This is a genomic window from Adhaeribacter radiodurans (assembly GCF_014075995.1).
In the GTDB taxonomy this organism is placed as follows: Bacteria; Bacteroidota; Bacteroidia; order Cytophagales; family Hymenobacteraceae; genus Adhaeribacter; species Adhaeribacter radiodurans.
Window position 1 is genome coordinate 3,750,516 of the sequence record NZ_CP055153.1, and the last position, 12,328, is coordinate 3,762,843.

The following is a 12,328-nucleotide window of genomic DNA, read 5'->3' on the forward strand; positions in this document are numbered from 1 at the left end:
TATTAAAGAATCGTTACTACTCCTTTTTTCGTCAATTGAATATCTTCGACTTTTATCACGTAGAAGAAAGCACCTTTTAATACCTGGCCCCGCAAGTCTTTACCATCCCAACCCTTTTCCGGATCAGTAGTATGGAATAAGTGTACTCCCGACCGGTCAAAAACATCGATTGATATTTTATTATAGAATTTAAGCTCTGGTACGATCCAGTTATCGTTTATTCCATCTCCATCAGGCGAGAAAGTATTCACAATTTTTAATTCTTCAACGGCCGTAGCATATTGCGTTTTTGTTAAAGTGAAGGCCCGCTCGATGGTATTGTTATAAGGATCCGTGCTTCTTACTCGAATAGTGAATTGGGTCAGGCCCGATAAGCCATTGTTAGATTTAAGGAATAGCTGGTTTCCTATAATTTGGAACAAGTTATTATGCACATCTCCCTGGCCACTAACTAACGAGTAAACAAATTCGGTATCATCCGGGTCAGTGGTGGAGAAGGTTCCGATTACCTCATTCGCAGAAGCTTCCGGCCGGAAGGTAGGAGCATCAAAGGCTAATACAGTTGGTGCCTTGTTCGTTAGTACTTCTACTACGATCTGCACGGACTTATTATCCAGGTTAGTCGATAAAGGAGAGAGTACCAGTTCTCCGGTGAGGGTATATTGACCAGCTACGGCTCCATTGTAATTCCCCTGATTCCAGTTTACTGAAATTTCCTCTTTGGCCCCGGTAGAATAAGTAACTTCCACTTTCGCCGGTAATGGAATGCGGGTATATTCCGTTCGAATAGGCACACTGATAAGGGAAGGGGTTCGTACATCTACAATGTTACGCATGATTTTTACCGTCTGAGCAGTTACTTCTGCCCCTTTATTACCCGCTGCATCCTGCAGGTAAGCGACTACGGTCAGGGTACCATCATTTAAACCTTTTAGATCCAGGGAAGAAAGATCAAATTCCGCATTTTCTACCTTAACTGATCCCGTTACAGGGGTACCACCATTATTACAGGTAATCGTGTAGTAAAGAGTAGTTCCTACTTCGGCACCACTTACCGGTAAGGTTATAGCATCCACATTGGTAACATCTACTCTTTCGGCATTGAAGGTCACGGCATATCCGGTTGGCAGAACAGTATCTACCTGGATTGCTAATATCTCACTCTGTTCGCTCACGTTTCCAGCAATATCTTTAGCGTCCACGGCAATGGTATAAGCCCCATCCGGGAGGGCATTCGGGAAAGTATAACCCCAGGCTCCATCTGCTCCGGCTGTTACGGTAGCTACAGACTCTCCATTTAAGTAAATGGTTACTTCGGCTCCCGCCTCTGTATTGCCGGAAATTGCTGGCGTATTGTCATTCGTATTACCATTATTGCCACCTGCCAGTACTGGAACACCTGGAACGGCTGGTGCTTGCGTATCTACAGTAATTTTTAGAGCAGCACTGGCATTACTTGTGTTGGCAGCCGAATCAGTGGCGGTTACGGTAAAGCTATATTCTCCGTCGGTAAGGCCTGATTCAAAAGTATAACTCCAGTTTCCATCGGCATCAGCTGTTATTGTTTCTCCTCCGGTTCCATTTGTAAAAATAGTTACGATAGAGTTTGGTTCAACAGTTCCACTGATAGTAGGGGTATTATCATTCGTATTGCCGTTGTTTCCACCAGCTAATACCGGAGGAACGGGTGTTTGAGGCTTTTGAGTATCTACCCGAATAGTCAAGGTCTCACTTTTGGCGCTACTATTGCCCGCCGCATCCGTTGCTACAACTGTAATCTCCTGAGCACCATCTTCTAAGGCGGTAGTAAAGGTGTAAGTCCACGCCCCGGTTTCATCGGCCGTTACGGTAGCCACCGCTTCTCCATTCCGGTAAATTGTCACCTGGGAACCTGCCTCCGCTTTACCATTAATGGTAGGAGTATTATCATTTGTATTGCCATTGTTTCCTCCTGCTAACACCGGAATAGTTGGGGTAGTCGGTTCAGTAGTATCTACCCGAATAGTTAAGATCTCACTTTCGGCGCTACTATTGCCCGCCGCATCCGTTGCTACAACTGTAATCTCCTGAGCACCATCTTCTAAGGCGGTAGTAAAGGTGTAAGTCCACGCCCCGGTTTCATCGGCCGTTACGGTAGCCACCGCTTCTCCATTCCGGTAAATTGTCACCTGGGAACCTGCCTCCGCTCTACCACTAATGGTAGGAGTGTTATCATTCGTGTTGCCATTGTTTCCTCCCGTTAATACAGGAGTACCCGGAGTAGTAGGCGCCGAAGTATCAATCATGATTTCTAATGCCGGGCTAGTTTCACTTATGTTGCCGGCCGCATCGGTAGCGGTAACGGTAATATCATAATCCGCATCAGATAAGGCGTCTGAATAGGTATAAGTCCAATTTCCCTCTTCATTGGCCGTAACTGTAGCCGTTATTGTTCCATTGGTGTAAATAGTGACCGTGGCATTTGCCTCCACCGTACCGGTAATAGTCGGAGTGTTGTCCTTGGTATTACCTTGGTTACCTCCGGTTAAAACCGGCACTTCTGGGGTAACTGGTTTTTGCGTATCTACTACAATAGGAAGAGCGGCACTCTTATCACCCGTAAAACCAAGCAAATCAGTGGCACTAGCAGAAAGATTATGTTCACCTTCGGACTGATCCGAAGTAAAGGTATAAGTCCATCTTCCGTCCTCACCCGCAGTAACACTCGCAATAGAGTCTGTGCCATTGTAAATGGTAACCTGTACATTTGGCTCTGCTGTTCCCGTAACTGTAGGTGTAGCATCATTAATAAACCCATTGGTGCCGCCCGTTAATACCGGTATCGAAGGTGTAGCCGGTTTATAGTACGTTAAAGTTCTAGTTGATTCTGCGGTCCGTTCCCCATTGACTACGGCAAATTTTATTACTCTATCTGAAGGATTAGAGGAAGTACTGCGGAAGGTAACGCTCCGTAATATTTCTTGCATCTGAGCGGCCGAAGCTGTTCCAGTGAAAGTTAATACTCCTGTATTAGCATTAAAACTGGAAGTAATGCCCTCCGGCAATGTACCTATTGATAAAACATCGGCATTCGCCTGGAAACCGGATGAAATATATACCCGGGCCTCAGTAACATCCTTTCCGCTAATGGTTAGTTGTTCATCCACGATAGAAGCTTGCTTAAAATAAGCCCGTTTACTGGATTCTGTCCCGGTGATTACATTATTAGGCTGAATAGTGACTGTTATTTTAACCCGTTCTGAAGGGCACCCTCCTACCGTTTGACTAACCCAGTATTCCTGTGAACCAAGAGAACTTGTAGTAGGTGTAGGTACTGTTGAAGATCCGGTTCCGCCGGTAGCGGCCTCATACCATAATAAATTTGAACCTCTTACTTGTTCGCTTAAGCTGCTCGCTTCCTCATCTTGGTAATAGGTAACATTGGTAACTACAGGAGGCTCGGTATCATTCAGGTTCACGGTAACGGTAAAGGTAGTCGTTGCCTGATCCCCATCCGCGTCAGTGACTGTTAAGGTTATCGTAGCAGTACCAACCTGACCGGCTGTTTGAATAAGGGAAACGGTTCTGCTAGCACCCGTCCCACCAAACGTAATGTTTTCATTAGTAATAAGGTCTGTATTAGAAGAGGTGGCAGTAATAGTTAAAGCAGCGGGTGCAGTATCGGCATCTCCTACTGTATAAGTGATAGCCGGAGTAGTAACATCCTGACAAGTAGCCAAATCAGACACCTGCGAAATAGAAGGCAAAGCATGGGTAGTAAAGGTGCCGGAAGAAATATCCGAGAAATGCGCAGTAGCATCCTCCGTCACGAAATAATAATCATAAGCAGTTGCCGCACTCAGACTAGTCATTTTAAAGATGGTTTCTGCATTAGCCAGCATAGCACCAGAACCTTTGCTAGTCACTACTACTTGTCCATAATTAGCACCCGCTTTTATTTGTGCGGCAGTAGGACGGGCCGCACCGTGAGGAACTACCATCCAGTAACCAGTAGCGGCGATACTAGAAGATGCTGCTAAATCTGCACTGTTGGTTGTAATGTTAGAAACACTTCCGCTTACCTGCGCTACTTCATTTATAATCTCATTTAAATCTTCCAGTTCTCCGGCGGCATAATACCAGGTAAACTCGTCACTGGCGCCCACCGGAAGGTCATTCATCCGCACATAAAATCCATATGAACCATCACTGGTAATTTCCAGCGAACTGGTGGTAGGGTTCATACTAACAATCTGAGTACGGAAGTCGCCATATCTTGGATTTACAATGATATTTCCCTTATCTGAATCGGTATAGAACATTACCCCTTCTTCCGAAGTCGATATTCTAAGCGCTTTTGCCCGGGCGGTAGTCGCGGTGTTTCGCACGAATGCCCCGTTCACCAGGTTTCCTTTTTGTTTGTTAGGGCCATCGGTTTGCCCGATCCAGTCATCTCTGGTCCCGATCCAGGTACGCACATTTTCCATGGGACTTGAACTCACATTTCGGAGCCGGGTAGTTACTTTTATATAAGCACTATTTTGCGGCAGAAGGTAGGTGTTTCTTACCTCTAACATTTGGGAACCAATCGTCACATTACCTGTCGAAACGATGGTACCGTATCCATTAGGAGCAGCGCTAATTACATACTGAGAAGCATTAATTACCTGATTTTCTAAGCTGGGATTAACGACTATGGTACCATTCACATTCCATTCATCTGTTTTTACGCCCCCAATAGCGAAGGCATTGTCCAGAGGATTATTAGAATATGTTAAAGCAAACCATTGAGCCCGATTACTATTGTAATAAAAGGGTTGCTGTAAGTTTCCGAAAGTATTAACGGAGTTCTCTCCCCCATTGCCCATGCGGAGCTTACTATTATTTAAAACTGTCTGGGCTTGTGCCCCTTTTGGTAGAAGCGACAGTATGACAAGCGGCAGAAATAAAAAGCTTACAAAAAAAATTTTCTTTAATAAAGTAGAATTCTTCATGATTTATTTCTCCTGGATTTTAGATTGAGTGATAGACCAGGTGTTACCCGTTTTTTGCAACTCTAAAGTCACCGGTACAAATTCTTCGTAGGTACCTTGGAAATTATAATAGTAGGCAAAATCGACTTGAGCGGAATTCTGTGTTACTTTGAATTCGCGAAACAGGAAAAAGGCACTAATACCATTGGTTTTTACTTCTTCTTTTGATTTAAAAGCCACAGGTTTACCATTTTTTGTAACATTGAGGTTACCAGGAAAAGAAACAGCATGCTGCATCACATACAACGGTTTCAAAGTTCCATTATCGGTGCGGGGGTAATGGGTTTGTAGGGCGGGCAATTCAATGCATTTCTGAAGTATCTTAGACTGATCATCTAAAGATTGAGCCATAAGATGAGTAACGCACCCGAAAAAGATAAACAGGGTTAGTAAAATTTTACTTTTCATTGATAAAGAAGAATAGTTAAAGATATATTTAGTTCAGTGCTGATATTCTAGGAATTAAGGCTTCTTAGCTTTTAAGGTAAAGCCCTAAGTTTCGATACCGTTTTTCCTGTCCTACTGGTTTTTGATTAAGTTTTAGAGGTGAATTATACTTTCAATATAATTATTATGAGAAGTATAAAATCGCTCTAAATAAACTTGTAGGAAGTAAAATAAAGGCTAGTTAACGGCTATGATTATTAAAAGAATTTTGATAGTAGTTCTTTATCCATGTTACAGATTTTGGATTTAACACACAAAACAGTATCATCTTAACTTTTAAGCTAAGTTGTACTTTATAAATTTCACTATATATATGGGTTACTTAAACCTGCTCACCTAACATCATTAAATGAAATAAAAGAAGCAGTGCTTTAAAATTTAGTTCAAAATAAATAAAGTTCCTTGTTATGCAAAGCCACTATTTTAAAGAATAATTACATTTACTACTCTGCAAAAGTACTTTAATGAATAACTAATGGAAAGTATTAACGCAAAAATTAAGATTCATTAATTAAACTATTCTTCTATTTTGATAGGAGTAATTTTATAATGATTTATAGATACTAGAAATTAAGAAAAAAGAGAATAAATAAACTTTTTATATATAATATTATTCATATATTATATCCTGTTAGGCTTTACTTTAAAACAAGTATTATATCTTTCGAAGAATATTAGAATTTGATTAAATGTACAAGTATAAAGACATTAGAAAGAGTATTTACAAAAGCTTTTATCTACTTTAAGTACTTAAAGATCCTTCGCTGAAGATTTATCTATAAATGTCTGATAAGTATTGTTATAATTGCTATTCTGCTATAATCTAAGAAAACCGGTCCTCTTTTAAAAGCAAAAATTTGTCTCCTATATTCGAGCTGAATATCACCGAATACAATCGACCTATTAAATCTATTGGCGGGATGGGAGAAGTTTAAAAACTTATTGCTGTTAAATCCAAAGTAAAAAGACCACTTTATATAAAGGAGCATAGCAATACAACACTCCATGGAAAATAATGGCAAAAAGTCCAGTTTATTCTCTTTGACAAAACGTTTGGCGTTATAGCTTGATCAGGTTTCAACGGCGACTTACCCGTTCGCAATTATTGCTTGCATTCAGCATTATGGTAGGTTTAACTGCAGGGGTAGCGGCTATTACTCATAACACCCTGGTGCATGTTATCTGGAAGGGTATGCTGTTTGGTAAGATTAATTTTACACAAATTAAGTTGGTTGCAGGGAAAAATAAAACCTTTACTGCCAATTATAAGCATCAGCTCATAACCACTGTTAGGTTAAACAAAGTTTAATAAAGCCTCAGCAATACCTTTGTCGTACTTCACCTTAGTTTATTAAATAGTTATTGTAGCCTAGCAACCTTTCTACCACCCTTACTTTCTACTAATTTTTACCGGGAATAGACGGAAATTATTTAGGTTAAGTGCGTATAAGAAACCTTCCCAGTGTATAATGGGTACTAGCCCGGTAGGTTGCGAGCCGTTGCTGTTGGGTATAGAAAGCAATGCATTGCCCATGTAAGCAATATTCCGGATGCCCAGGCAGGTAGAAACGTATTGCAAAAACCCTTCTTTCTCTAAATCAGAAGAAGTATACCCAAGTTCTTTCGAAATAAGGTTACCCGTAGGATCTTCTTTATAATACAGCAATTTAGCGCTGGTATCAATAGAAATATCAGGTACGGTTAATTGGGGAACCCGGGGTTCCGGAACTCCCGGCGTTGAAGGAGGGCCTGGTTGGTGAACTGTTTTCACCATTTCTATTTTCCGGTACTCTTCCTGGTTGTGTTTGTTTTTGAATATTCTTGATTTTTCAGGAAGAGACAGGCTTTTTCCCTGGCGATACGTTGTAGCAGCTATATTTTCCTGTTGCTGAAAAACATCCAGAATAACCGTGAACGTATTGATAAAATGATCGGTATTCTGTAAATGAAAAATTTCTAATTCGTAACCTCGCTTCTTACCTTCCAGGTAATCGTGGATAGTTTGGGTTTTCTCGTAAACGGCTTTAATTTTAATTTCGTCCGGCGTGCCTTTATAACGTTTACACAAATGATGCAGTTCTTTTAACCGGGCTTTGGAGTCGCGGATATAGGTTACTTCTTTTAGATCCACATCCGGTTGGGTTCCCACTACCATACGCTCTTCCGAGGCCTCGGTTCTAATAAAAAGGGAACGCATAAATTGTATCATTTAGTTAGTAAGTAATCGTTTCAGGTGCAGCGTTTCTATTTCAACTTGTATTTTTTCTGATTCTTTTAAATGCTCAAAATAGGCATCCAGTTTTTGCAGGTACAAGTTTAAAATGGCGTCCTGCTCTAAAGTCAGGACGCTTTCTGGTTGGTGCTCCCGGTTATTTTCGCCGTAAGCCATTATTCTACTTCAATTTGTTTTGATTTACCAAAAGTACCCACAATTTTACGGTTCAATTCTTCCTGTACCGCCGCTAATTCTTTCACGGCTTCGGTACGTTTACGGGCACCTTCTTCGGATATTTTAATAACGGCATCGAGGGTTTCTACCATGTCGCGATTTACTTTTTTCAGAGTTTCCACGTCCACAATGCCGCGTTCATTTTCCTGAGCGGCTGTTACTACGTTGGTTTTTAAAAGCTGCGCATTTTTTAACAGCATTTCGTTGGTAGTATCGGTTACTTTTTTCTGAATCTCCAGGGCTTTCCGTTGTTTTTCTAAGCCCAACGCGATGGCTACCTGCTGCCGCCATACCGGAATAACGGTTACAATAGAATTTTGGATTTTCTGCGCCAACACATCGTTGGTGGTCTGAATCATCCGGATTTGCGGCATAGACTGGGTAGCAATGGTATGGGAAAGCCGGAAATCGTGTACTTTCTTTTCCAGCCGTTCTTTAAAGCCAATCATATCGCTGAGGCGCTGCACGGCAATTTCATCCTGGTTGCTGTTTTCTACTTCGGCTTGCAGCTTCGGGATAATCTCGTTTTCAATTTCCTCAATTTTTATGGTGCCCGCCGCAATTACTGCCCGCACCTCATAAATATATTCTACTGCTTGTTTAAACATTACTTCCAGGCTGGTAGAATCTTTTAACACACTTTGCCGCGTTTTTTCCAGTTTTAACACTACATCGTCTACATTTTCGGAGATGGTATTATATTGGCTGGCAATTCTTTTAGACTTATCGGCAATTTTTTTAACAAAAGGCAGCCGCGAAAATATTCCGGGTTTTTCGGTCTCGTCTACCTTAATCATATTAATTTGTGCCAAAAGCTCGTTAATGGCCTCTCCGGCATCGCCCGAATCTTTTACCTTAACTTTAGTAAGTAGTTCGTTAGAATAATTTCCGAGCTTACGTTGCGTATCCACTCCAAAATTATTCAGACTTTCGGGTTTGGTAGGATCAATGGCTTTTGAAATGGCCAGCGCTTTTTGCTGAATCAGTTCTTTATTTTCGGCGATAGTAATATCAGTTTCTTCCATAGTTTTCAATTCATAATAAGTTGTAGTGGTTTAAAGTAACCGAGTTCAGGTATTTTTTAATGTTTTCGTGCCGTTCGTTGGTTTCGTACCATTCTATCTCACTTAAGGGTAAATAATCGCCTAATAAACCTTGTACTTCTTTCAGCAAAGCTTCCCCTTTGCGGGTTCTAAACTCCGGATTGCGGTAATAAGCGCTTAAGTATTGTACTTTAACCTGTCCGCTTTGAGTAATGGCCAACTCTTTCACTTCCACCACCAGTTCCGAAGATTTATTGGCACTGTTGGTTACTACAGTTTTGTATACTCCTTTATTGCCTTCTTCTAAAGCGGCCACGCATTTATCGCGAACTTCCCGAACGGCATATTTCAACCTTTGCTTGGGTCGGATGTGGTAACCATATATATAGCCTAATAAGGCTCCAATTATAAACGTCCAAAAAATTGCCATAATATTTTAAATTAATAGAGTAACAGATAATCTTATATACGCGGAACGTTGCTACCCGGCTTAGCATTGCCCCAATAACTAATATATCTGGTAAGAACTTATATTTATTGAAACAGCTTTTGTTTAAACCTAACTAGTATTTGGTTTCCGAAAAACGGAGGGCCCAAATAACAGAAAACAGCTAAACCTATTTCACTGGGTTAATCCTTATGTAACTATTAAACAACCATATATTTTACTAAAATTTTATCTAATTATAAACTTTTAGTATAAAGATATTTGCGGAGTAAAAGAGGAACAAGTTAGGTGGCGTTTACCGGGGATGAATTACCGGTAAAAAGAGGATTATATCGGTGAATATTTTAAATAAATAATCCGGGCAATGCATTTGCTTTTATAGAAGTAAATAAACAAAAAATGCAAATCATAAAGATTTGCATTTTGCTACTTTTTACCTTTTTAAATTCTAAAGCTTTAGATTTTTACGTAACCAATCGAAAAACCTAAAACATAGAAAGGCCCTGTTAAATTTTTTACTTTGATGCCGAAAGTAGCTCCTGTTCTTTAGGTCCCACCGGAACAGTTACCGAATCTATTTTACCCACCAGGAATATATAAGAGCAAGCTCCAATTAATCCTAAAGCACCGATAAAAACCAAAGCGGGTTTAAAATCACCCCCTTTTACCAGAAAACCTATAACGATTGGAACTACAATGGAGGCTAGGTTACCCATAAAATTGAATACGCCACCCGTTAAGCCAATCAAATGCTTGGGCGACAAAATTGAAACGAAAACCCAGGAAATTAAAGCCATACCTGCCCCAAAAAAAGCCAGCGCCATAAAGAAAATAATAGCAGCCGTATCAGTACTGTAGTTGGCACCAACAATGCTAGCCGATACAATTAAACCAATTATAATTGGAACCTTACGTGCCATACCCACCGATTTACCTTTCTGTACTAAGTAATCGGAAACAAAGCCCGATAAAAGCAAACCCGCACAAGCGGCCAAGAACGGAATAGAAGCCAGATAACCCGTTTTTATAAAATTTAATCCCCGGTATTGCACCAGGTAGGTAGGAAACCAAGTCAGAAAAAACCATAACATGGCATTCATGGAGAACTGCCCGATGTAAACCCCCCATAAATTACGGCTGGCAATTACTTGTTTTAAGTTTTCCCACTTCCAGATAGAAGGCTGGTCCGTAGCAACTTTTTTTCCTTCGATCAATCCGCCACCCTTTTGAATATAATCTAACTCTTCCTGATTTACGCGCGGATGCTCCAGAGGGTCGCGGTAGAAAAAGTACCAGATTACGCCCCAAACTAAACCAACCAAACCAGTAGTCACGAATAAACCTTTCCAGCCAAAATAATACTGAATGGTTACTAAAACCGGGGTGAAAAACGCCAAACCAATAAATTGTCCGGAAACATAAAGTGCTATGGCCGAAGCTCGCTCGTGGTTAGGAAACCAACTGGTAACAATACGGTTATTAATCGGGTAAGAAGGCGCCTCAAAGGCACCGGTAGCTAACCGTAAACCAAATAAGCTTACAAAGCCCCTTGCAAAACCCTGACTTATAGTAGCCAGCGACCAGGTAATCAAACATAAACCATACAACAACCGCGGATTTATTTTATCGGCCAATAACCCACCCGGAATTTGCAGAATGGCGTAAGTCCAGCCAAAAGCTGAGAAAATCAAACCCATTTCCACCGTTGATAAATTTAAATCTTTACTAAGTTCACCAGCAGCAACCGAGAGATTACTTCTATCTAAATAATTAATCATTACGTTTACAAACACGAGCGCCAGCATGGCGTAACGAACTCGGGTTTTTCGGGTAGTGCCACTTGGGTTTTCCATAGGTAAGAACTTGAGGTAGGTGGAATATATCTTTTTTTCAGTAGCTGGAAGAATAAGTCGTATTATTTAAAAACTATTAAATAAATAAAGTAATCAGGTTGCGGACGAAAACCAACCATCAACCTTTTACAATTATCTTAAAGGCAATTTAACGGGCTGTCCAGCCACCATCTACGGTGAGCATAGAACCTACCATATAACTACCGGCCTCACTTGCCAAGAAAATAGCAGCTCCTTGTATTTCCCGCATCTCGGCCCAACGCCCTAAGGCGGTTGCCCCTACCACAAACTTTTTACCTTCTTCGGTATCGGCAATGGGTATATTCATTTCGGTGAGAAAAGGTCCAGGACAAATGGCGTTTACGTTAATGTTAAAAGGCGCTAGTTCTAAGGCTAAGGCCCGGGTCATCTGCACTACTGCCCCCTTGCTGGAGGCATAAGGCGTGCGATTGGATAAACCTACTAAACCCAGGGTGCTGGCTAAGTTAATAATACTACCCCGACCATTTTTTTTCATGTAGGGCGTTACAGCCCGGCAACACAACCAGGTACCGTTTACATTTACCTCCATTACTTTGTTAAAATCCGCCGGAGTGACTTCGTCAATAGCTCCCCGAATGTTAATGCCAGCACTATTAATTAAGATATCAATGCGACCAAAAGCTTCCATAGCAGCGGCGGCCATTGCCTCGGTTTGTTCCTGATTGGCAATATCGGCACTAAAAGATATTGCTTTAACTCCAAAATCCTGGCTTAATTCTTCGGCTGCTATGGCACCTTCTTCGGCATTCCGGTTAACCAGCATTACATTAGCCCCGGCCGAGGCTAAACCGGCAGCCATCGCTAAACCTAAACCTTTAGAACCACCGGTAATAATGGCAGCTTTACCACTTAAATCAAATTGCTTCACTCCGGGAAGTATTTCTTTACTCATATCTTAATTTTTGTAATTAAAACTTTTCAAGCTTTTAACATACAACTATTTTCATGGATATGGAAAGAATTTTACTAAAAGAACTTCCAGATAATGAAGTTTCTACTCTACTAAGTACCTGGATAAAAATAAATATTCATTC

The 12,328-nt window shown here is 41.0% G+C and carries 8 protein-coding genes; all 8 read right to left on the reverse strand.

The window, feature by feature from the left end:
• Nucleotides 1-2: 2 nt before the first annotated feature.
• Nucleotides 3-4,973, reverse strand: coding sequence for an Ig-like domain-containing protein (locus HUW48_RS15170; RefSeq protein ID WP_182411750.1), 4,971 nt, complete (start codon nucleotides 4,971-4,973; stop codon nucleotides 3-5).
• Nucleotides 4,974-4,976: 3 nt separating this feature from the next.
• The gene (locus HUW48_RS15175; RefSeq protein ID WP_182411751.1) at nucleotides 4,977-5,420 is read right to left on the reverse strand and encodes a hypothetical protein; all 444 of its coding nucleotides are present in this window, start codon (nucleotides 5,418-5,420) and stop codon (nucleotides 4,977-4,979) included.
• 1,429 nt (nucleotides 5,421-6,849) lie between these two features.
• A complete protein-coding gene (locus HUW48_RS15180; RefSeq protein ID WP_182411752.1) occupies nucleotides 6,850-7,656 on the reverse strand; it encodes a hypothetical protein in 807 nt (268 codons plus the stop codon).
• Between the two features lie 12 nt (nucleotides 7,657-7,668).
• Complete coding sequence (locus HUW48_RS15185) at nucleotides 7,669-7,848, reverse strand: hypothetical protein (protein WP_182411753.1); 180 nt, start codon at nucleotides 7,846-7,848, stop codon at nucleotides 7,669-7,671.
• Complete coding sequence (locus HUW48_RS15190; protein WP_182411754.1) at nucleotides 7,848-8,933, reverse strand: toxic anion resistance protein; 1,086 nt, start codon at nucleotides 8,931-8,933, stop codon at nucleotides 7,848-7,850. The genes HUW48_RS15185 and HUW48_RS15190 overlap by 1 nt, the downstream gene beginning before the upstream one ends.
• A 10-nt stretch (nucleotides 8,934-8,943) precedes the next feature.
• Complete coding sequence (locus tag HUW48_RS15195; RefSeq protein WP_182411755.1) at nucleotides 8,944-9,381, reverse strand: hypothetical protein; 438 nt, start codon at nucleotides 9,379-9,381, stop codon at nucleotides 8,944-8,946.
• A gap of 533 nt (nucleotides 9,382-9,914) precedes the next feature.
• The gene (locus HUW48_RS15200; RefSeq protein WP_246343488.1) at nucleotides 9,915-11,252 is read right to left on the reverse strand and encodes an MFS transporter; all 1,338 of its coding nucleotides are present in this window, start codon (nucleotides 11,250-11,252) and stop codon (nucleotides 9,915-9,917) included.
• Nucleotides 11,253-11,400: 148 nt separating this feature from the next.
• Nucleotides 11,401-12,186: an SDR family NAD(P)-dependent oxidoreductase gene (locus HUW48_RS15205; protein WP_182411756.1), complete on the reverse strand. Its 786-nt coding sequence runs from the start codon at nucleotides 12,184-12,186 to the stop codon at nucleotides 11,401-11,403.
• Between the last annotated feature and the right edge of the window lie 142 nt (nucleotides 12,187-12,328).

Excerpts from the sequence above, each read along its gene's own strand:
- HUW48_RS15190 (WP_182411754.1), bottom strand. The coding sequence starts at position 8,933 with ATGGAAGAAACTGATATTACTATCGCCGAAAATAAAGAACTGATTCAG.
- HUW48_RS15195 (WP_182411755.1), bottom strand. The coding sequence starts at position 9,381 with ATGGCAATTTTTTGGACGTTTATAATTGGAGCCTTATTAGGCTATATA.
- HUW48_RS15205 (WP_182411756.1), bottom strand. The coding sequence starts at position 12,186 with ATGAGTAAAGAAATACTTCCCGGAGTGAAGCAATTTGATTTAAGTGGT.
- HUW48_RS15200 (WP_246343488.1), bottom strand. The coding sequence starts at position 11,252 with ATGGAAAACCCAAGTGGCACTACCCGAAAAACCCGAGTTCGTTACGCC.
- HUW48_RS15180 (WP_182411752.1), bottom strand. The coding sequence starts at position 7,656 with ATGCGTTCCCTTTTTATTAGAACCGAGGCCTCGGAAGAGCGTATGGTA.
- HUW48_RS15175 (WP_182411751.1), bottom strand. The coding sequence starts at position 5,420 with ATGAAAAGTAAAATTTTACTAACCCTGTTTATCTTTTTCGGGTGCGTT.
- HUW48_RS15185 (WP_182411753.1), bottom strand. The coding sequence starts at position 7,848 with ATGGCTTACGGCGAAAATAACCGGGAGCACCAACCAGAAAGCGTCCTG.
- HUW48_RS15170 (WP_182411750.1), bottom strand. The coding sequence starts at position 4,973 with ATGAAGAATTCTACTTTATTAAAGAAAATTTTTTTTGTAAGCTTTTTA.